This is a genomic window from Ruegeria sp. CF4 (assembly GCF_056537345.1).
The window spans coordinates 104747-125623 of record NZ_JBQFRJ010000012.1 but is presented as its reverse complement, the minus strand read 5'-3'; the positions used below and the strand labels follow the sequence as shown (position 1 = coordinate 125623).

Sequence of the window (20877 nt, the reverse complement as noted above, 5' to 3'; positions counted from 1 at the left end):
ACCGAAATACTTGGTGATTGCTGCGGTCAGCGTCGTCTTGCCGTGGTCAACGTGGCCAATCGTGCCGATGTTGACGTGCGGTTTTGTACGCTCAAACTTTTCCTTTGCCATTCCTCAGGCGCCCTTTTGCGTTTTGGGGACCCTCGGTCCCGTGGTTACATCTGCGCGCGCGAGATATTTGGTTCAGGGACGAAAATCAAGCACATCCTGAGGGAAAAGCGGATCAGGACGCCGGATTTTGCGTGACCTGCTCGGATTCGAGTGGCTGGATCAAGCCGGGCCGCTTGTCGAACCAACCATCGCCCTTGTGTTCTTCGGCCAGCCATTCCTCAACCCGGTCGGCAACTTTCAGGGCCAGGCCGTTCATCTGCTCTTCTCGGGTTCGTGCATTTCCCGACCCGGCCAAGGCACTTTCACCAGTGGTATCTTCAAGCACCTGGAACTGCTTACCTTTGGCAAGGAACTCTTTCTTCTCGACGTCATAGACGTTGACCAGAACGATCGCTGTGCTTTTGGGATTGTAGATGACGGGCACGCCCGGAGGTGCCAGCATGTAGCCTTCGAGGCTGATACCGATATCGTATTCCTGGGTTCCCTCATAGCGGCCAAGCCGGATATCAACCGCATTTTGGATGGCATCTTCCCATTCCTTGGGCGTGGCATCCCGGGAAATCGGCCCCTGCTTGGCCTTCTCGGCAAATGCGTAATTTACGCGAAGTTTGAATTCGCCCAGCGACTCGGGTTCTTCGTAAACCTGTGTCTGGGTGCATGCGCCCATCAGGGCCAGCCCGGTGATCAGTGTCAGAATGCGCAGCATGTTTCTCGTCTCGATAGGCCTGTTTTCTTTGGATGTAGCGCACCGACACGGGTTGTGCCAAGCCGTATCGGCATAATTTCACCAAACGGGCGCGCAGATCACGAGAACTTATAATTCCGCGGGAAGCCGTAGGGCGGTTTTTTACCGACGCCTGCACGCTTGGCCAGCCATTGGGACATATCGGCCTCGTGCCGGGTCTTGTCGCCGCCCATGGACCATTTCAGGCCCTCTTCCCAGTTGAAAGTGGTGATATCGGACAGGCCGCCATCCAGTTCCAGCGTGCCCTGCCGCCCCCGCGCCATATTGTATTTCTGCAAGCGGACGCCTTTACCTCGGGTCATCTCGGGCAGTTCCTCGGTCGGGAAGACCAGGAATTTGCCGTTCTGGGACACCACGGCCACATGGTCGCCCTCGACCGGCTTACAGATCATTGCCGTCTCGTCGCCTTTGACGTTCAGTACCTGCTTGCCGTTTCGGGTTTGGGCCAGCACGTCATCCTCGGGCACCATGAAGCCGTTGCCCGCATCCGAGGCCACCAGCAGCTTGCGCCCCGGCTTGTGGATCAGGATGTCGATGATCTGTGCCTCGTTCGGCAGATCAACCATCAAGCGCAGCGGTTCACCCATGCCCCGCCCACCAGGCAGGTTGGCGGCGCTGACCGTATAGATGCGTCCGTTGGAGGCAAAGACCAGCAGGCGGTCGGTCGTCTCCGCATGGAAGATGAACCGCGGACCGTCGCCGTCCTTGAACTTCAACTCACGTTTCAGGTCGATATGGCCGGTCATGGCGCGAATCCATCCCATCTGTGAGCAGACGACCGTGATTGGCTCCTTGTCGATCATCGCCTCAAGCGGCACTTCCTCGACCTGTCCAGCTTCAGCAAATTGCGTGCGACGCGCGCCGCCTTCGTAGTCTTTGCCGAAGGTCTTCTTGGTCTCTTTCAACTGCTCGGCGATCTTGGCCCATTGCAGCGCGGGATCGGCCAGCAGGTCTTCGAGATTGGCGCGTTCCAGCATCAGCTCGTCGCGCTCGCGCACCAGTTCCATCTCTTCCAGACGGCGCAGACTGCGCAGGCGCATGTTGAGGATAGCGTCGACCTGAACCTCGGACAGTTCGCCCTCGCCCGGTTTGGGCGAGACATAGTCGGACTCGTCCGTGGCGCGGACGTGATCGATGCCCCAATCTTCGCGCATCAGCGCGGCTTTGGGGTCGTCGTCGTAGCGGATGATGTCGATCACACGGTCGAGGTTGAGGAAGGCGACGATAAAGCCCTCCAAGACCTCCAAACGATGGTCGATCTTGCCCAAACGATGGCGTGAGCGGCGGATCAGCACCTCTTGCCGATGATCGAGGAAAGCGCGCAGCACTTCCTTCATTGAGCAGACCTTGGGTGTCACGCCATCGATCAGCACGTTCATGTTCAGGCTGAACCGCACCTCAAGGTCCGAGTTGCGATAGAGCATGCCCATCAGCACCTCAGGGTCCACGTTCTTGGAGCGCGGCTCAAGGATCAGGCGGATATCATCAGCGGATTCGTCGCGTACATCGGCGAGGATCGGGATTTTCTTGGTCTGGATCAGTTCCGCGATCTTTTCGATCAGCTTCGATTTCTGAACCTGGTATGGAATCTCGGTAACCACGATCTGCCATTGGCCACGGCCCAGGTCCTCGACCTCGAACTTGCAGCGCAGGCGGAAGGACCCGCGCCCGGTGCGATAGGCTTGTGCGATGTTCTCGGGCGGCTCAACGATCACGCCGCCGGTCGGGAAGTCCGGACCGGGAACGTAATTCAATAGCGTATCATCGCGCGCATCCGGCGTTTTGATCAGATGCAGACAGGCGTCGCAAAGCTCGGAAATATTATGCGGCGGGATATTCGTCGCCATGCCCACCGCGATACCGCTTGCACCGTTGGCCAGCAGGTTAGGGAACTGCGCGGGCAGCACGACCGGTTCGGTCAGCGTGCCATCATAGTTGTCGCGGAAATCGACGGCATCCTCGTTCAGACCCTCAAGCAGCGCTTCGGCCACGATGGTCATCCGCGCCTCGGTGTAACGCGAGGCCGCCGGGTTATCGCCGTCGATGTTGCCGAAGTTCCCTTGCCCGTCGACCAGCGGATACCGGACGTTGAAGTCCTGCGCCAGACGCGCCATCGCGTCATAGATCGCAGCGTCGCCATGAGGGTGGTAGTTGCCCATCACGTCGCCGGAAATTTTCGCCGACTTCCTAAACCCGCCGGTTGCACTGAGTCGTAGCTCGCGCATCGCGTAGAGGATTCGCCGGTGAACCGGCTTCAACCCGTCCCGTGCATCGGGCAGAGCCCGGTGCATGATGGTGGACAATGCATAGGTCAGATAGCGTTCGCCAATCGCGCGGCGCAGCGGTTCGGCTATCTCGCCCCCACCTTCGGGGGCCTCCATATTGGGGTCGTCGATCGTGTCGTTCATACATGATGTGATACGACGCAAGCGCGCGCGGGTAAAGCAATCGGCAGATATTTTACTGGGGGCAAGTCGGGCTTTTTGCAACAGGGGGAGGCAAGTATCGGATTTCCCCCATTTTTCGACTCAACGCCCGATTTATGGTAACCTCTCAAACATTAAGACTGCTGCCTTTTATTGTTGTTACGATTGCCAGGGGGTGCGCCATGACGCGCGTTATTATTATCACTTTCGCCGCTCTCGGTTGGAGCTTCTACGTGATGAGTGGTGGACCGGAATTCGAGCCGCGCGGCACTCGCGCCGAACAGCCCGTTCGTATCGCGTCAACACCCACACCATCGCAAACGGCCCAAGCCGAAGAGCTGGTCACCAATGTCGCCTCCCGCGCGGTTCAGGCACGGGTTCAGCCAGAACCCCAGTCCGAGGGCGACCCTATCGTCGTTCTGACACAAGTCGCAGCCGATCCGCTGGATCAACCCACCGCGTTTGACGATCAGGGCGCAAGCTTCACTCTGGCCTCGCTGGAAGATGGGCTCGCCGGGCTGCAGCAGGCCTCGACCGAGGTGCAGGACGACGTCACCCCTGAATCGCAAATCATTGAACCCGAAAAAGACATCCGTGAAATCGCAGGTACCCGTGTGAACATGCGCGATGGCCCCGGCACGATCTATCCGATCATCGCCAAAGGGGTAATCGGTCAACGGGTCGAGGTTCTGGGCGAATCGGGCACCGGCTGGTTACGCCTGCGCCTGCTGCCCGAACAACGGGTCGGGTGGATCGCCTCATCGCTGGTTCGAAAGCCAACAAACTGACGCAACTGTGTCATTGTCCTGACCAGAACCACGCCGTAGCTATGGGCGAGGTACACAGGCGGGGACGATATGCAGAAATCGATTCTGATCACAGGCTGCTCATCCGGAATAGGACTGGACTCGGCGCATGGGATGCGTGCACGGGGCTGGCGTGTCTTTGCCTCATGCCGACAGCAGCGCGACTGTGACAGGTTGCGCGCGCAGGGTTTCGACAGCCCCCTGATCGATTATACGAATGCCGAAACCATCACCTCGGGCCTGCGTCAGGTGCTCGAGGAGACAGGCGGCACCCTGGATGCGCTGTTCAACAACGGTGCACATGGTTTGCCCGGCGCGGTTGAAGATGTACCGACCGACGGTCTGAGGCAGATTTTCGAAACCAATGTCTTCGGATGGCATGAACTGACCCGCCAGGTGATTCCGGTCATGCGCGCGCAAGGTCATGGCAGAATCGTTCAGAATTCATCCGTTCTGGGACTCGTCGCGTTTCCATGGCGTGGGGCTTATGTCGCCACCAAATACGCGATTGAAGGGCTTTCGGATACGCTTCGGCTGGAGTTGCGCGATACAGACATCAAAGTCATCCTGATCGAACCCGGCCCGATCACCTCGAAAATCCGCCAAAACGCCATTCCGATCTTCGAACGTTTTATCGATTGGGAAAAGTCGGCTTTGCGCAAACGATACGAGGAATCGCTGCTCAAACGGCTTTACGAATCCTCGGGGCCCGACAAGTTCGAACTACCCGCCTCGGCCGTGACCACCAAGCTGGCCCATGCGGTTGAAGCCAAACGCCCGCGCACCCGGTACTATGTCACCACACCTACCTATATCGCTGGCTATCTGCGCCGTATCCTGCCGACGCGCACAATCGACCGCATCCTATCGGACATCTGAGGCGAAATTACCCGTTCGCTTTTGCGAGCGATGAGGCTAGATCAGGCGCAACGAAACAAAACACGGACGGTGATCTTATGGACCTGTTGATGGTCGTACTGCTTCTGGCCATGGCGGCGGTGGTCGCCGTGCTGGTTATGGGCATCGCCAATTTTGGAAAACCCGGCAAAGATGCTGCGATGAAAAGCAACAAAATGATGCGGCTGCGTATCCTGTTTCAGTTCATTGCCGTGGTGTTGATCGTGCTCTACGTCTACCTGCGCGGACAAGGAGGCTAAGAGATGGTCGTACTCAACAAAATTTATACCCGCACCGGTGATGACGGCAAAACCGCACTCGGCAACGGGGAACGGGTTGCCAAGTATTCCGGGCGTGTTGCGGCTTATGGCACCGTGGATGAGCTGAATTCCTTCGTCGGCGTGGCACGCACCGAAGCCGAGGGTGAGGTCGAGGCCGCTCTGTCCCGCATTCAGAATGACCTGTTCGATCTGGGCGCCGATTTCTGCCGCCCCGACATGGACAAGGACGCCGAGGCCGACTACCCGCCCCTTCGCATCATCGCCGCCCAGATCGATCGGCTTGAGGCCGAGATCGATGCGATGAACGAAACGCTTGAGCCCTTGCGCAGTTTCATCCTGCCCGGCGGCTCGCGTCTGGCCGCGCATTTGCACGTGTGCCGCACTGTCTCGCGCCGGGCTGAACGGCTGGCGGTTGAACTGACCAATATGGAACCGGTGAACGAGGTTGCGGTCAAATACCTCAACCGCCTCAGCGACTGGTTCTTTGTCGCCGCGCGCTGCGCCAACGACGGCGGGCGTGACGATGTGCTCTGGATTCCGGGCGCGAACCGCTGAGCGCACCCGTCGCGGGGAAATTAAATTTCGTTTCTTGTCGAAAAAATGACAAAACGCGACGTCTCGAACCCATGACGTGACGATTTTGCTCTGTTGCCGGACATCGCGACCCGCTATCTAGGCCGCGAGAGCATTGGTGGAGTCGCTGCGCGGCTTGCCGTTTTTGTAAGGAGCATACGCAAAAATGAAGGTACTTGTGCCTGTCAAGCGCGTGATCGACTACAACGTGAAAGTTCGCGTCAAAGCGGACGGCAGCGGTGTTGATCTCGCCAATGTCAAAATGTCGATGAACCCGTTCGACGAGATTGCAGTAGAGGAGGCGATCCGCCTGAAAGAAGCGGGCAAGGCCGACGAGGTCGTTGCTGTTTCGATCGGCGTCAAGCAGGCGCAGGAAACCCTGCGTACCGCGCTCGCCATGGGTGCTGACCGCGCGATTCTGGTTGTTGCAGCCGATGATGTTCACACCGATATCGAACCGCTGGCCGTCGCCAAGATCCTGGCCAAAGTGGTCGAGGAAGAGCAGCCGGGCATCGTTCTGGCAGGCAAGCAGGCGATCGACAACGACATGAACGCCACCGGCCAGATGCTGTCGGCTCTGCTGGGTTGGTCGCAGGGCACCTTCGCGTCCGAGCTGGACATCGAAGGCGACACCGCAAAGATCACCCGCGAGGTGGATGGCGGCCTGCAGACAATCAGCGTCAAGATGCCAACCATCGTGACCGTTGACCTGCGCCTGAACGAGCCGCGCTATGCGTCGCTGCCCAACATCATGAAGGCAAAGAAAAAGCCGCTGGACGAGAAAACCGCCGCCGATTACGGCGTCGACGTCACTCCACGCCTGGAAATCGTCAAGACCGATGAACCCCCGGCGCGCGCTGCGGGCATCGTGGTCGGCTCGGTTGACGAGCTGGTCGAGAAACTCAAAGAAGCGGGGGCTGTGTAATGGCTGTACTTCTGCTTGCCGAAGTCAACAATGGCGAACTGAGCTTCGACGCCACCGCCAAAACCGTTGCCGCCACCAAATCGCTGGGTGACATCACCGTTCTGGCCGCCGGCGGCTCTGCCGCTGCTGCAGGTGAAGCTGCTGCGAAAATTGACGGTGTGTCCAAAGTGCTGGTTGCCGAAGATGCCTCGCTGGGTCACCGCCTGGCGGAATCGACCGCAGCCCTGATCGTAGGTCTGGCCGATGGGTACGAGCACATCGTTGCCCCTGCGACCACCGACGCCAAGAATGTGATGCCGCGCGTAGCCGCGCTGCTGGACGTGATGGTGATCTCGGATGCGTCCGGCGTGGTTGACGGTTCGACCTTCGAGCGCCCGATCTATGCGGGCAACGCGATCCAGACCGTGAAATCGAACGACGCCAAGAAAGTCGTCACCATCCGTACTGCCAGCTTCGATGCTGCGGGTGAAGGTGGTTCGGCTGCTGTCGAGACCATCTCGGTCGGTGAGAACCCCGGGCTGTCCGAGTGGGTTGAGGACAAGGTTGCCGAAAGCGACCGTCCGGAACTGACTTCGGCTGGCGTTGTTGTCTCGGGCGGTCGTGGTGTCGGTTCGGAAGAGGACTTCAAACTGATAGAGACCCTGGCCGACAAGCTGGGTGCCGCCGTAGGCGCATCGCGTGCCGCAGTCGACTCGGGTTATGCCCCGAACGACTGGCAGGTGGGTCAGACCGGTAAGGTTGTTGCACCGGATCTGTATGTCGCTGTCGGCATCTCGGGTGCGATCCAGCACCTTGCGGGTATGAAAGACTCGAAAATCATCGTCGCGATCAACAAAGACGAAGAAGCGCCGATCTTTCAGGTTGCCGATTTCGGTCTGGTTGCTGACCTGTTCCAGGCAGTGCCGGAACTGACCGAGAAACTCGGCTGAGTTTAGGAGAAGATTTTTCGTCGAAAATCTTACGAGGCCCGCCAATGGCGGGCCTTTTTTTTGTTATAGGTCGCCATTCTGAATGGAGGAGGACAACACCTCGGCAATTCGCCGGTGTGTCGCCGGGCCGATCATGTGCTCGGCCATAGGCTGCTGTAGCGTGCCGAACAACGCATCCTCAAGATCATCGGAAACCCCCGAAACCTGAGCATGTATTTGCACCACTTCCGCGCAGAATGAACTCAATGCGCCAAGCATCATTGCCTCGATTTTGAGGCGTTCATGACAGTTGTGACCACTGTCGCCTTCATCTACCTCAAGCGCCAACAGCACCACAGGTGAAGCGAACCCCTTCAAGACCGTTTGCAGATGACTGAGCCAGCTCTGACGCAATCCATCCGCGACGATGTCGAAGCGCGAATCAGGATGCGCTTGAAGTCGCGCGAGCAAATGACCCACAAAGTGGATATCCGTAAAATCTTCTTCGGGATAAAGCCGCACCAGCTCTGGCGTCGGGGCAACAAAACGGTCATTGCGGCGTGGATGCACGCGATAGAAGCGATTGGTGTGGCCCGTCAAATCGGGCGCTTGCAACACACACAGCTCTGACGCGTTGGCGAGGCTTATCAGGCTCCTGTCCCGCAATAAGGTTTCGGCCCCGCAATAAAGGCTGCCGAAATTGATGCAGCGGCGACCAAGGCGCTGCTGCAGAATCGTCGGATAGGGGCGATCCACGAATCGACCGAAAGTCTCTTTTCCCCCGATACAAGCGACATAAGGCCGGTCCAAAGCCCGTTTGGGGCCTCGGAACCGCAGTTTCGACGCCGTATAACTGCACGTAAGTTCAGCGAGATCCCTCACGCCGATCGGTTGATAGCTCATCTCACTCACCCAAATTTTCACCCGGTTACCATCTTGCCGCCGCAGGTGTTGAGAAAGCCCTAATGCGCGCATTTGAAGCGAATTTGACCTGTCCGATCCCCTTGCCGCCCACCCGGAACTGCCGATAATGTCGCCATAACCTGCGAGCAAAGGCACCAGAACATGGATGTAAAATCAGTCGGAGTGATCGGCGCCGGTCAAATGGGCAACGGTATCGCTCATGTGATGGCCCTGGCGGAGTATGATGTTCTGCTTAATGACATCAGCCAGGACGCTCTGGACAGCGCACTGGCGACGATCGAGGCCAATCTGGCGCGGCAAGCCTCGCGCGGGAAGATCTCCGATGAGGCGCTTCAGGCTGCAATGGGCCGGATTACGACAACACTGAACCTGCCCGATATCGGACAGACCGATCTGGTGATCGAGGCCGCGACCGAACGGGAAACGGTCAAACAAGCCATTTTCGAAGATCTGCTGCCGCATCTGCAGCCGCATACGATACTGACTTCAAACACCTCGTCCATCTCGATCACGCGTCTGGCCAGCCGCACAGACCGGCCGGAGCGATTCATGGGGTTCCATTTCATGAATCCTGTCCCAGTCATGCAGTTGGTCGAACTGATCCGGGGCATTGCCACGGATGAAGAGACGTTCAAGGCCTGTAAGGCAGTCGTAGACCGGCTGGGCAAAACCTCGGCCAGTGCAGAGGATTTCCCTGCCTTTATCGTCAACCGTATCTTGATGCCGATGATTAATGAGGCGGTTTACACGCTCTATGAAGGCGTTGGGAATGTGCAGTCTATCGATCAGTCCATGAAGTTGGGGGCCAACCATCCGATGGGGCCGCTGGAACTGGCGGATTTCATTGGGCTGGACACCTGCCTGGCGATTATGAACGTGCTGCATGACGGGTTGGCGGACACCAAGTACCGCCCTTGCCCGTTGCTGACGAAATATGTCGAGGCCGGATGGCTGGGGCGCAAAACCGAGCGCGGGTTTTATGATTATCGCGGTGAGGTTCCGGTACCGACACGATAGAGATTGAGAGGGCCAGCCCTCTCTTGAGCCTGTGGCTCAATTCACTCCCGGGATACTTTTGGCCAGATGAAGAGGGGTTCAGCGCTTGCCGAGGGCGAGTGTGTGATCGCGGAGCCACGCCATGAAGCCACGCGGGTCACGTTCCAGCAGCGCCATGTCTTCGTCTGAAATCGGGTCGCCGATCACCGGGGACTGGGGTTTGTTGCAGGAACGGACGATTTCATGCAGCAGCAGACCTTGGCGCAGGATCGGCGAAATCTGATTGGCGACTTGATACCAGCGCGAGTTACTGCCGGGGAAGAAGATCGGGACCACCTTGGCGCCCGAGCGGCGGATCATTTTTGCTGTGAAGACGTTCCATTCCCGCTCGATTGCCGGGCCGAACCAATCATCGGACGACATCACCACGCCCGACGGGAACAGCGCCACAACGCCGCCGTCGGCCAGATGTTTCATCGCCTTGCTGCGCATCTCGAGCATTTTGGCCTGAGCCTCGGGATCGTGCGGGAACGGCACCGGGATCATGAACGAGGTCGCGGCCTCATCCAGGCCGGTCAGGACCGAGCGGGTCAGGATGCGATAGTCACTACGGACCCGACCGATGAGTTCGGCGAAGATCATACCGTCGACCATGCCGTGCGGATGGTTGGCAACAACCACCACTGGACCATCTTTCGGGATGCGGGCGATCTGCTCGGCCGGAGTCGTCAGATCGATACCCATGGTCTTGAGCGCGCCGCCCCAGAATTTCTGGCCGCGATAATGCTCATTTTGCTTTTCGAACTTGTTGACCATGCGCAGGATGGTCAGTTTGCCCGTGCACCATTCAATGGCGCGAATGGCCGTAGACGTCCAGGCATCGTCAAACGAGTTGGCGTAGGTCAGGGTTCTGCGGTCGTAAATCTCACCTTGATCAGTGTCGTGATCTACTACAGGACCTGTCTTGGTATCGTGCGTGGTTTCCGCCAATTGCCTGGTCTTTCCGTCCTTGGTGTCGTAGCCGTCAGAACCCTTCGCCGAACTTATCGTTCACCAGAGTTTCCAAAGCTTCTGCCAACGCCTCAGCATCCGGGCCGGACGTCTCGACGTCAATAGTGGTTCCGCGCGACGCTGCCAACATCAAAAGGCCCATGATACTGTCGCCCGAGGCAGAAAGCCCGTCGCGAGACACCTCGGCACGTGCATCAAAGCCTTCAACCACCTCGACCAGCTTGGCAGAGGCGCGGGCATGCAGGCCCTTTTCATTTATGATTTTCAAACTCTTGTTCGTCATATGAATGTATCCGGTATCAATCCAGCGTCACATTTTGCGCATTGATGTATTTTCGTCCAGCTTCCAACGCCAAACGCACCGCTTCGGCCAGCGGTAGGTGGCGGCTTTTGGCCAGTTTGATCAGCATGGGCAGGTTGGCGCCGTACAGGATTCGCCGATCCTGCGGCGCACAGGCTCGTAGGCTGAGATTCGACGGGCTGCCACCAAACAGATCGGTTACGACGACCACGCCATCGCCCTGATCGACAGTATCGGCGGCACGACAGATTTCAGCCTGTTTTTCTTCGCGGTCATGGTCAGCCTCAATCGGAATGGCGATCAATCCGGGCTGTTTACCAACCACATGCTGCGTGGCGGACAGATATTCCTGCGCCAACCCCCCATGTGCAACAATTACGATCCCGATCAACCCGGCCTCACATTCAAAGAACGACGCTCCATTTCGCGGTGCCTAATTGACACCTGCTGGCCCGCTTCTGCAAGGGCCTTTGCAACAGCTTCCGCAACCGCGACCGACCGATGCTGGCCGCCCGTACAACCGAAGGCCACCGACAAATGCGTCTTGCCCTCGGCCCGGAACGCAGGGAGCAATTCGATCAGCAGATCGACAACCCGGTCAAAGAAAGCGCTATAGTTCATATCCGACTGAACATAGGTCGCGACATCCGGGTTTCGACCATCTGCGGAACGCAATTCCGGTTGCCAATAGGGATTGGCCAGAAACCGGCAATCAAACACCATGTCCAGACCGCGCGGCAGGCCACGCTTGTAAGAAAAGGATTCGATTGAAACCGCCAGATGACGCCCGCCTTCGGGGGCGAACCAACGCTCAACTTCTTCTCGCAGCTGGTGGACGTTCAGGGCGGTGGTGTCGATCAGGGTATCAGCAATCTCTCGGATCGGAGCCAGCAGTTCCTTTTCCTGGCGCACGCCGGTTTCCGGGCTTGCATCACTGGCGACCGGGTGGCGACGGCGGGTCTCCGAGAAGCGTCTCAACAACACTTCGTCACTGCAATCCAGATAGAGAATGGTCAGGTCCACCTGCTCCATTCGCCCCAGTTTCGCGGCCAGTTCGATGAAACCGATTGTCGAAAAATCGCGGTTACGCGCATCGATACCCAGCGCCATCGGGCTGCCCGGGTCTGAACCGTCCATAAGCCGCGACAGAAGACCCATCGGCAGATTGTCGATCGCCTCGAAACCGAGGTCTTCAAGGACGTGAATAGCGGTCGAACGACCCGCGCCAGAAGGCCCTGTTACCAATACGGTACGGCGTTGAGCGGTCATGTGTTCGGCCATTCGGGGCTCACGCGTCCCATTTTCAGAAGCTGCAGCAATGCTGCCGGTAAATTGGGTACGGTGGCGGCGCGAAGCAAGGGAACAGTTTGTTTTAATATTCTCACTTTGGTCGGTTCAGGCAGGCGCGCCGGCTCAGCCCGATCCAGATCGATCACATATGACAGCGGGACAGACCTGACAGCTTCGGCCTGTAGCAGGCCCACTCCACGCGCTTCGATCAGTCCGCTTAGATGCGGGACGGCGGTGGCCATGACCTGTGCACCTTGCATGGTCAGTTCAGTGCGATCATCGGCCACAAGCTGCGCGCCCAAGGCCATCATCTGCAAGGCCAGTGCCGATTTCCCCGCACCTGATGCGCCCACGATCAGCAAGCCCGCATCCCCGACAGCCACGCAAGAGGCATGGATGCATGCGCTTTCTTGCTCTGCGATGTCGGTAAAAAGCCCGCCGCCCATGACCTAGACGGGCAGTCCGACCACAAACCGCGCGCCCAGCGGTTCGGAGGTGGCATCCGCCTCGGTCGGGCGAATGTTCTCGGCCCAGATCACACCGCCATGAGCCTCGACGATCTGCTTCGAGATAGCCAGACCAAGGCCTGAGTTATTGCCGAAATGCTCTTCCGGGCGTTGCGAATAGAAACGCTTGAAAATCTTGGTAAGGGCCTGATCCGGGATACCCGGGCCGGTGTCTTCGACCACAACAAGCACGCGGTTATCACGGCGGCGCACCCAAACGCGGATCGCGTCCTGATCCTCGCAGAAGGAAATGGCGTTGGTGATCAGGTTGACGAAGACCTGAGCCAAACGCGCTTCAAGCCCGTTGACCACGATGGGGTCGGACGGCAGGTCCGTGATATAGTCGATACCTTTGGTGCGCGCCTCTTCCCCCAAATACTGGCCGATATTGTTCAGCAGTTTCAGCAGATCGAAGGGCTGTTCCTCTTCCTTTACCAGCTCCGCATCCAGCCGTGATGCGTTCGAGATGTCACTGACCAGACGATCCAGCCGCCGCACGTCATGCTCGATCACGCCCAACAGTTTTTCGCGCTGATCATCGCGCTTGACCATGCGCATGGTGCCGACAGCGGATTGCAAACTGGCCAGAGGGTTCTTGATCTCATGCGCCACATCTGCGGCGAACTGCTCGTTCGCATCGATGCGATTATAAAGCGCGGTGACCATACCGCGCAGCGCCTGGCTGAGGCGGCCGATCTCATCCGGACGTGCGCTGAGATCGGGTATGCGAATCCGTCCCGGATTGACGCCGGTGCCGCGATCCTTGCCCATCTCGGCTGCTGCCGCCAGATCGGCAAGCGGGTTGGCGATCGTCGAAGCAAGAACGAGGCTGAGACCAATGGACACCAGCAGGGCCACGACGAACATCTGCAGGATGCGCTCTTGCTCCTTGCGGGCCAAAGCATCAATTTCACCTGCAGGGCCTGCCATGGCAACCGCACCCACAGGCGCATCATCCAGCAGAATCGGGGCGACCGCGACGATCACGGTCTGGCCGACGCCATCCTTAACAGCCTGAACCTGCATCCCGCCATCAAGCGCCTGCGGAATCATCTCTTGTACACGCTGTGCCAAAGTGGGCAGATCGACGTCAGCAGAACTGCTGAAAACCGCTGAGATGCCGTTCCAGACCGCATTCAACGCATCGCTGATCAGTGTGCCTCCGGTCGCGTTGTCTGCATTCTGGCGCAACAGGCTGGGCAATTCGGTAGAAGCTGAGGCGCCCCGCGTCCATCCGATCAGCGTGCCGGTGCCGTCATAGACAAAGACCTCGCCACCTTCCGGTAGGCTGAGGCCGGCCAGCGTGTCCCGCACATCCAGCGCAGCTGCGCCTGCGGGGGCGGGCTGACGCAGCTGGGTTTCAAACACGTTGCTGACAAGCTGTGCATCGCCAACCAGATTGCGCGCCGTTTGCTGCACACGCTGCTTGCGCGAGTCGTCGAGATAGAGAAGCCCGGCAACCAAAATGACCAAAGCCACTAGGTTGAATGTAATGATCCGGCGCGCCAGTGCTGAATGGCGCAGGCTGAACAGGTTGCGGCGCGAGCGTTTGGCCCGCAGCTCGGCAGACTCGGGGTCCAGGGGGATGACCCAATCATCCCCAAGAACGACGTCCGCGTCGCGCACTTGATTGGCGTGTTCAGTATCGCGCACGAGACCCTTTTACCCCTTAAAAACGGCCGCGCCTATTCTTCGTTGTACCGATATCCGATACCATAGAGCGTTTCGATGGCCGAGAATTCAGAGTCTGCGGCCCGCATCTTTTTACGCAGGCGTTTGATGTGGCTGTCGATCGTCCGGTCATCTACATAAACCTGATCGTCATAGGCCACATCCATCAGCTGATCGCGGCTTTTGACAAAACCCGGACGCTGCGCCAAGGCTTGCAGCAACAGGAACTCGGTCACGGTCAACGAGACGTCATTGCCTTTCCAGCTGACTGCGTGGCGTAGAGGGTCCATCCGCAGATCGCCCCGCTCCATCACTTTGGTATCACCTGTGGCCACACTGCCAGCGTCGCCTTCGATCGCTTCCTGACGGCGCAGCAGCGCGCGGATCCGTTCAACCAACAGGCGCTGCGAAAACGGTTTCTTGACGTAGTCGTCGGCGCCCATGCGCAGGCCCAGAACCTCGTCAATCTCATCATCCTTTGAAGTCAGGAAAATGACCGGCATCTGGGTCTTCTGCCGCAAGCGCTGCAACAGATCCATGCCATCCATGCGCGGCATCTTGATGTCCAGCACAGCCATATCCGGCAATTTCTTGTTGAATGCGTCCAGCGCAGCCTGACCATCATTATAAGTTTCGACTTCGAAGCCTTCAGCTTCGAGTGTCATGGATACGGACGTCAGAATGTTTCTGTCATCATCCACCAGTGCAATCTTTGACATCGGGTTGGCCCCTCATTCCTGCTCACATACGCGGTATTCCGCTTATTAGTAGGGTATTTTTGTCTTTTTTAAGGCCGCGAATCAAACTGTATCTGCGAATCGTGAGATAGTTGCCACACAGTTGCGACAAAAAAGCCGTATCGTTTCCCAGAAAACGGCCCGCATATTCATCACGAAATACTTGGTTGCGCTAAACTTTTACTTGGTTGCGCTAACTGCGTCAAACCCACCTGTTCATGCCTTGAACGACCATGATAAGACCCGCCTGACCGCCGGTCTTAGATCGGCATCTGCCCCAATGGCGCAATTGGCCCGAATGCCTCCGCGCCGCCACAGGAGAAGACACACATGACATCTGGACGGGTTAACCCGCAATTCCGCCTCGAGGATCAGGGCATCGAGGGTCTGGGCAATGTCTATTACAACTTCATGGAACCGGCGCTGATCGAAGAAGCGCTGAAGCGCGGCGAAGGCACCCTTGGCAACGGCGGCGCCTTTCTGGTGACCACCGGCAAATTCACCGGCCGTTCGCCCAAGGACAAGCATGTCGTCAAGACCGACAGCGTGGCCGACAGCATCTGGTGGGAAAACAACGCCGCCATGAGCCCCGAAGGCTTTGACGCGCTCTACGAAGACATGCTGGCCCATATGAAAGGCCGCGACTATTTCGTGCAGGACCTCGTCGGCGGGGCCGACCCAAGCTATTCGATCAATGTGCGCATGGTGACTGAGCTGGCCTGGCACAACCTGTTCATCCGTCACCTGCTGCGTCGTCCGGATCGTGAGGACTTGGACGATTTCACCGCAGATTTCACCATCATCAACTGCCCCAGCTTCCAGGCCGACCCGGCCAAGCATAACTGCCGCAGCGAAACAGTGATCGCGCTGAACTTCGACCGCAAACTGATCCTGATCGGCGGCACCGAGTATGCGGGTGAGAACAAGAAATCCGTCTTCACCCTGCTGAACTACATGCTGCCCGAGAAAGGCGTGATGCCGATGCACTGTTCGGCCAACCACGCGGTCGGCAACCCGGTCGACACTGCCGTCTTCTTCGGCCTGTCGGGCACAGGTAAAACCACCCTTTCCGCCGACCCGGCCCGCGTGCTGATCGGCGATGACGAACATGGCTGGTCGGATCGCGGCACCTTCAATTTTGAGGGCGGCTGCTATGCCAAGACCATCAACCTGAATGCCGAGGCCGAGCCGGAAATCTATGCGACAACCAGCAAATTCGGCACCGTGATCGAGAACATGGTCTTCGATCCCGAAACCAAGGAACTGGATTTCGACGACGATTCGCTGACCGCAAATATGCGCTGCGCCTATCCGTTGGAATACATCTCGAACGCGTCCAAAAGCGCACTGGGTGGGCATCCGAAGAACATCATCATGCTAACCTGTGACGCGTTCGGCGTTCTGCCTCCGATCGCGCGACTGACACCGGCGCAAGCGATGTACCACTTCCTGTCGGGCTTCACCTCGAAGGTTGCGGGAACCGAGCGTGGTGTCACTGAGCCACAGCCCACCTTCTCGACCTGTTTCGGAGCACCTTTCATGCCCCGCCGCCCCGAGGCTTACGGCAACCTGCTGCGCGACAAAATCGCCCAGCACGGCGCCACCTGCTGGCTGGTCAATACCGGCTGGACCGGCGGTGCCTATGGCGTAGGCAGCCGGATGCCGATCAAGGCCACCCGTGCGCTGCTGACCGCCGCGCTCGAGGGATCGCTGGCTGATGCGGAATACCGCAAGGATGCCAATTTCGGCTTCGACGTGCCCGTCTCGGTGCCTGGCGTGCCCGAGGTTCTGCTGGATCCGCGCCGCACCTGGGACGATCAGGCGGCCTTCGACAAGCAGGCCGACAAGCTGGTGCAGATGTTTGCAGAAAACTTTGAACAGTATCTGCCTTTCATCGACGAAGACATCAAAGCCGTGGCCATCGGCTGATTGAAATTGGGGGCTGTTCCGGCCCCCAATTCACTGCATGCTTACGTTGCGGAAACCGCATGCACACGGACAAGTGCATTGCCTGTAAGCTCAACTTGAGCTATCCCAGCCTATCATCAGAAAACCGGTTGATCCGAGCGTCCTCACTCACACCAGCGCTTGGGCGACCCGACAAAGTAACGATTAAATCCACTTGGGGATGGTGTCGGACCGACAATAACAAAAGGGCTCGACCCTTTCACAATACTCAGTCCGATGCAGAACATGACAGGTAGACCATGACCGAAATTTCAAAGCTCACCGAATTACGCAAATTGATGCAGAGTATGGAACGCACCCTTGGGCTCGAAGAGCTATCTCCGGTCGAGCGTGACATTTATTATGCTGCGGAAGAGCTGTCAAAAGACGACAAAGAGGTGCGTACGTTTGGTCTGATCGAGCATACCCTGGTCCAGAGCGTCTCGCGCCCGACTTTCTTCCGCGCACTGAAATCGCTGGTGCAGAAAGGCTATCTGTCCCAAAGCGGCAGCGCCAACCGCGGGCGGTATCTGGTTCATGCGCCCAGGTGATTTTCGCCCACCTGTCGACAACGGCTGAACCCCGTGCGCAGATGGGCCTCTGACACATTTTTTGCCTCTTTGGCCTATGTGGCGGCATCGTTTCTCACATTCGAGGTTCTGATGCCCCTGCAAAACGTGTTCTTTCCAGAATATCCCAGCCACGCCAGCCTGCTGTTCCTGCCACATGGCGTTCGTGTATTGGCAGCATGGTTATTGGGCTGGCGCGCGATCTTCGCACTGCTGCCCGGCGTCTTCATCGTCTTTGCCATGATCGGCGGCTGGGATGTCTTCATGCCCAGCAGACTGCTGGCAATCGCCATAGCGGTCACCACGGTTCCGGCAGCATTCTATGCCTGCAAAGCGCTGGGATGGGATCTGTTCCCCCGCGCAGACCGGAGCCCGTGCTGGTCGTGCATCATGGGCATCGGTGTCGTGACTTCATTTCTGGTCTCGGGCCTAACCAACATGGCGTTCGGCAGCGCCACCGCCGAATACATCGCTTATCTGATCGGAGATATCTCGGGCTTGTTCTTCCTGATGCTGGGCCTACACTTCGCTTTCCGTTTTGCCGAGAGACGCAGCTAACCCATAATGCCGCGCCTCAGCAGGTTCATCCCGGCAATCAGCAGAACCAGCAATGTGAGCCGTCGGAATTGCGCCTGATCAATGCGGTCCTGCAGAAACTGGCCGCCGCGCATTCCGGCCAGTGCCGGTACAATCAGCAACGCAGAAAACACCGCCGTCTCGGTCCGCAGAATTCCTGAACCCAGATGCGCCACGACAAGCGCCACGGCTCCCAAACCATAGATCACACCCTGAACCCGCATCTGATCCTTTTTCGGCGTATTCAGCGCCGTCAGATAGGCCACGGTTGGCGGCCCCCACACGCCTGAGATGCCACCGACGGCGCCAGCCACTGCGCCGACCATGGCTTCAACCCGCAGGGAAGGTCCCTGCAGCGTCAGCTTCAGACCAAGCAGTTGCACTAGGGCGAAGAACGAGACCGGCGCGCCGAGGATCAGCAGAAAAGCCTTGGGAGACAGTAGGTTGATCAGCTGAGCACTGGCCAGAAGGCACACCAGCCCGACGCCGAGAAACACCCTGAATTTTCGGACCGATGCCACAGCGGCAGGTACACCTTCGCGCAGGGCTTGCACCCCGTTGGTCACCAACGTGGGCAGGATCAGACCCGCCAGCGCCAGTTCGGGCGGCAGCATCATGCTGAGCCCCGACACCAGCACCATCGGCATGGCAAAGCCAACCATGCCTTTGACCCAGCCAGCGACGAAAGCCACGACCAAAGCAAGGTAAAATTCCTGCGGGGACATCAGCGAAAACAGTTCCATCGGCCCTTCATATCAGCCCAAGATTTTTCTGCATTGCAAAATTAACTGAGAAATATTTGAACTTTTCACCGGCTATTTGCGTATTTTTGTTGCGCTGCACGTGCAGCATGATATGACCAGACGACCCAGCAGAGGACGTGATTCATGGCCCATGACGGACAGGATATGACGAACATGACGCAGCCAGCGGTTTTGCCCGACCTTCTGACACTCAGCGCGGCTGCATTACCCGCTGTTGAAACGGTGTTCGACAAAGCGCTCGTTTCCGTGCGCGCGATGGTGACCAGCGAAGGCCGCATCTCGGGCGCGTTGATCGAAGCACACCAGACGGCTGCGCATGGGCTGGCATGGCTGGCGACCTATCACCAGTCGCTGCAGCAGATGCAACGCTGGGCCGAAGCGCTTCAGGCCGAAGGCAAATTCGGCGAGATGGAGCAATTGCTGCACCAGATCGCATTCGGCGAATATCTGCACCAGATCGCCGGTGGTATCCCGATGAACCAAGGGGAAGTTGTGCGTTTGCAAGACCTTGGCCTCGGCTGGGACGCATTGTCGGGCTTCCAGTGCAGCGAAGTGCAGACCCTGATGGCGCAGGCCAATTCTCAGGCCGCCCGCATCCGTCTGGTTGAGCTGATGCAGGACCAGTCCGGCGCCACCATGTTTGGCGCTTCGGGTCTGGACGAAGAACTAGAAATGATCCGCGACCAGTTCCGCCGCTATGCCGTTGAAAAAGTTGAGCCAAATGCTCATGACTGGCATCTGAAGGACGAGCTGATCCCGATCGAGATCATCGAAGAACTTGCCGAAATGGGCGTGTTCGGCCTGACCATCCCCGAGGAATTCGGTGGGTTTGGCCTGTCCAAAGCCTCAATGTGCGTGGTGTCCGAGGAACTGTCGCGCGGCTATATCGGTGTGGGCTCTCTGGGCACCCGCTCTGAGATTGCTGCAGAGTTGATTATCGCGGGTGGCACGGATGAGCAAAAGGCCAACTGGCTGCCCAAGCTGGCCAGCGCCGAAATTCTACCGACTGCCGTTTTCACTGAGCCCAACACAGGCTCGGATCTGGGCAGCCTGCGCACGCGGGCCGTCAAGGACGAAGACGGTAACTATAAGATAACAGGCAATAAAACATGGATCACGCACGCGGCGCGCACCCATGTGATGACCTTGTTGGCGCGGACTAATCCCGACAGTACCGATCACCGTGGGCTGTCCATGTTCCTGGCTGAAAAGACACCTGGAACCGACGAGAACCCCTTCCCCACGCCCGGCATGACTGGTGGTGAGATTGAGGTGTTGGGTTATCGTGGCATGAAGGAATACGAGCTGGGATTTGACGGCTTCGAAGTGAAGGGTGAAAACCTGCTGGGCGGCGAAGAAGGCAAAGGTTTCAAGCAGTTAATGGAAACCTTCGAGTCTGCCCGCATCCAAACGGCTGCCCGCGCCATCGGCGTGGCGCAGAGCGCTTTGGACATTGCCATGCAATACGCGCAAGACCGCAAGCAGTTCGGCAAATCGCTGATCAACTTCCCCCGGGTCTCGGGCAAGCTGGCGATGATGGCGGTCGAGATCATGATCGCCCGACAGTTAACCTATTATTCTGCATGGGAAAAAGACCACGGCCAGCGCTGTGATCTTGAGGCCGGGATGGCCAAGTTGCTGGGCGCTCGGGTTGCCTGGGCGGCTGCAGATAACGGGTTGCAGATCCATGGCGGCAACGGCTTTGCGCTGGAGTACAAGATCAGCCGCGTGCTATGTGACGCACGTATCCTGAACATCTTTGAAGGCGCCGCAGAAATTCAGGCGCAAGTCATCGCGCGTCGATTGCTGGGCTGACGCCCTATCCGACGCGGTTTCCCCAACTGAACCCGGCCTCGCGCCGGGTTTTCTTTTTCTTCCGTGTTGTACAGGCCCCCAAGCGGCAATCTTCCGAG

Annotated in this window: 23 protein-coding genes; 11 read left to right on the top strand and 12 right to left on the bottom strand. The window is 58.3% G+C overall.

The window, feature by feature from the left end; translation table 11 throughout:
• From ACR0NF_RS19205 to parC, 3 genes are all read right to left on the bottom strand, one after another.
• Window positions 1–111, bottom strand: a 111-nt coding sequence (locus tag ACR0NF_RS19205) for a GTP-binding protein (protein ID WP_170744588.1), incomplete at its 3' end; no start/stop codon positions are given.
• Window positions 112–223: 112 nt separating this feature from the next.
• Complete coding sequence (locus ACR0NF_RS19200) at window positions 224–817, bottom strand: hypothetical protein (protein WP_480470657.1); 594 nt, start codon at window positions 815–817, stop codon at window positions 224–226.
• A gap of 98 nt (window positions 818–915) precedes the next feature.
• Window positions 916–3264 carry a DNA topoisomerase IV subunit A gene (parC, locus tag ACR0NF_RS19195; RefSeq protein ID WP_480470658.1) on the bottom strand — a complete coding sequence of 783 codons (2349 nt, stop codon included), beginning with the start codon at window positions 3262–3264 and terminating at the stop codon, window positions 916–918.
• Window positions 3265–3464: 200 nt separating this feature from the next.
• Between parC and ACR0NF_RS19190 the strand changes: the two genes are divergently transcribed.
• The 6 genes from ACR0NF_RS19190 (at window position 3465) to ACR0NF_RS19165 (ending at window position 7693) form a co-directional block, all read left to right on the top strand.
• The gene (locus tag ACR0NF_RS19190; protein ID WP_480470659.1) at window positions 3465–4070 is read left to right on the top strand and encodes an SH3 domain-containing protein; all 606 of its coding nucleotides are present in this window, start codon (window positions 3465–3467) and stop codon (window positions 4068–4070) included.
• Between the two features lie 69 nt (window positions 4071–4139).
• Window positions 4140–4967 carry an SDR family NAD(P)-dependent oxidoreductase gene (locus ACR0NF_RS19185; RefSeq protein WP_480778788.1) on the top strand — a complete coding sequence of 276 codons (828 nt, stop codon included), beginning with the start codon at window positions 4140–4142 and terminating at the stop codon, window positions 4965–4967.
• 77 nt (window positions 4968–5044) lie between these two features.
• Window positions 5045–5245, top strand: a complete 201-nt coding sequence (locus ACR0NF_RS19180; RefSeq protein ID WP_480470661.1) for a twin transmembrane helix small protein — start codon at window positions 5045–5047, stop codon at window positions 5243–5245.
• A gap of 3 nt (window positions 5246–5248) precedes the next feature.
• The gene (locus ACR0NF_RS19175; RefSeq protein ID WP_480470662.1) at window positions 5249–5821 is read left to right on the top strand and encodes a cob(I)yrinic acid a,c-diamide adenosyltransferase; all 573 of its coding nucleotides are present in this window, start codon (window positions 5249–5251) and stop codon (window positions 5819–5821) included.
• Between the two features lie 184 nt (window positions 5822–6005).
• Window positions 6006–6764 carry an electron transfer flavoprotein subunit beta/FixA family protein gene (locus tag ACR0NF_RS19170; protein ID WP_170673809.1) on the top strand — a complete coding sequence of 253 codons (759 nt, stop codon included), beginning with the start codon at window positions 6006–6008 and terminating at the stop codon, window positions 6762–6764.
• Window positions 6764–7693 carry an electron transfer flavoprotein subunit alpha/FixB family protein gene (locus tag ACR0NF_RS19165; protein WP_480470663.1) on the top strand — a complete coding sequence of 310 codons (930 nt, stop codon included), beginning with the start codon at window positions 6764–6766 and terminating at the stop codon, window positions 7691–7693. The genes ACR0NF_RS19170 and ACR0NF_RS19165 overlap by 1 nt, the downstream gene beginning before the upstream one ends.
• A gap of 63 nt (window positions 7694–7756) precedes the next feature.
• Here ACR0NF_RS19165 and ACR0NF_RS19160 read toward each other — a convergent pair whose 3' ends face one another.
• A complete protein-coding gene (locus ACR0NF_RS19160; RefSeq protein WP_480778787.1) occupies window positions 7757–8647 on the bottom strand; it encodes a DUF6473 family protein in 891 nt (296 codons plus the stop codon).
• Window positions 8648–8737: 90 nt separating this feature from the next.
• On the opposite strand from ACR0NF_RS19160, the gene ACR0NF_RS19155 reads away from it, so the two are divergent.
• Window positions 8738–9613, top strand: coding sequence for a 3-hydroxybutyryl-CoA dehydrogenase (locus ACR0NF_RS19155; protein ID WP_480470665.1), 876 nt, complete (start codon window positions 8738–8740; stop codon window positions 9611–9613).
• 78 nt (window positions 9614–9691) lie between these two features.
• Here the strand turns inward: ACR0NF_RS19155 and ACR0NF_RS19150 are convergent, their stop codons facing one another.
• From ACR0NF_RS19150 to ACR0NF_RS19120, 7 genes are read right to left on the bottom strand one after another with little or no spacing between them, the layout of a single operon-like run.
• Window positions 9692–10582, bottom strand: a complete 891-nt coding sequence (locus tag ACR0NF_RS19150) for a lysophospholipid acyltransferase family protein (RefSeq protein WP_480470666.1) — start codon at window positions 10580–10582, stop codon at window positions 9692–9694.
• Between the two features lie 34 nt (window positions 10583–10616).
• The gene (locus ACR0NF_RS19145) at window positions 10617–10886 is read right to left on the bottom strand and encodes an HPr family phosphocarrier protein (RefSeq protein ID WP_039541855.1); all 270 of its coding nucleotides are present in this window, start codon (window positions 10884–10886) and stop codon (window positions 10617–10619) included.
• A gap of 16 nt (window positions 10887–10902) precedes the next feature.
• Complete coding sequence (locus ACR0NF_RS19140) at window positions 10903–11295, bottom strand: PTS sugar transporter subunit IIA (RefSeq protein ID WP_480470667.1); 393 nt, start codon at window positions 11293–11295, stop codon at window positions 10903–10905.
• Window positions 11292–12185, bottom strand: coding sequence for an RNase adapter RapZ (gene rapZ / locus ACR0NF_RS19135; protein ID WP_480470668.1), 894 nt, complete (start codon window positions 12183–12185; stop codon window positions 11292–11294). Before rapZ ends, ACR0NF_RS19140 begins: the two co-directional genes overlap by 4 nt.
• A complete protein-coding gene (locus ACR0NF_RS19130; protein WP_480778786.1) occupies window positions 12170–12640 on the bottom strand; it encodes an HPr kinase/phosphorylase in 471 nt (156 codons plus the stop codon). Before ACR0NF_RS19130 ends, rapZ begins: the two co-directional genes overlap by 16 nt.
• A gap of 3 nt (window positions 12641–12643) precedes the next feature.
• Window positions 12644–14353 carry an ATP-binding protein gene (locus ACR0NF_RS19125; RefSeq protein ID WP_480470670.1) on the bottom strand — a complete coding sequence of 570 codons (1710 nt, stop codon included), beginning with the start codon at window positions 14351–14353 and terminating at the stop codon, window positions 12644–12646.
• Between the two features lie 32 nt (window positions 14354–14385).
• Window positions 14386–15090, bottom strand: coding sequence for a response regulator transcription factor (locus ACR0NF_RS19120; RefSeq protein WP_480470671.1), 705 nt, complete (start codon window positions 15088–15090; stop codon window positions 14386–14388).
• Window positions 15091–15438: 348 nt separating this feature from the next.
• Here ACR0NF_RS19120 and ACR0NF_RS19115 point away from each other — a divergent pair, with 348 nt between their 5' ends.
• From ACR0NF_RS19115 to ACR0NF_RS19105, 3 genes are all read left to right on the top strand, one after another.
• Window positions 15439–17037: a phosphoenolpyruvate carboxykinase gene (locus ACR0NF_RS19115; protein WP_480470672.1), complete on the top strand. Its 1599-nt coding sequence runs from the start codon at window positions 15439–15441 to the stop codon at window positions 17035–17037.
• Between the two features lie 326 nt (window positions 17038–17363).
• The gene (locus ACR0NF_RS19110) at window positions 17364–17606 is read left to right on the top strand and encodes a hypothetical protein (RefSeq protein ID WP_480470673.1); all 243 of its coding nucleotides are present in this window, start codon (window positions 17364–17366) and stop codon (window positions 17604–17606) included.
• A 111-nt stretch (window positions 17607–17717) separates the two neighbouring features.
• Window positions 17718–18182, top strand: a complete 465-nt coding sequence (locus ACR0NF_RS19105) for a hypothetical protein (protein ID WP_480485043.1) — start codon at window positions 17718–17720, stop codon at window positions 18180–18182.
• On the opposite strand, the gene ACR0NF_RS19100 is transcribed toward ACR0NF_RS19105, so the two are convergent.
• Window positions 18179–18943 (bottom strand): sulfite exporter TauE/SafE family protein, encoded by a 765-nt coding sequence (locus ACR0NF_RS19100; RefSeq protein WP_480470675.1) that lies wholly within the window; start codon window positions 18941–18943, stop codon window positions 18179–18181. The two genes, ACR0NF_RS19105 and ACR0NF_RS19100, sit on opposite strands and share 4 nt — an antisense overlap.
• Window positions 18944–19087: 144 nt before the next feature.
• On the opposite strand from ACR0NF_RS19100, the gene ACR0NF_RS19095 reads away from it, so the two are divergent.
• Entirely contained in the window at window positions 19088–20779 is a 1692-nt protein-coding gene (locus ACR0NF_RS19095) for an acyl-CoA dehydrogenase family protein (protein ID WP_480470676.1), read from the top strand.
• Window positions 20780–20877 lie beyond the last annotated feature (98 nt).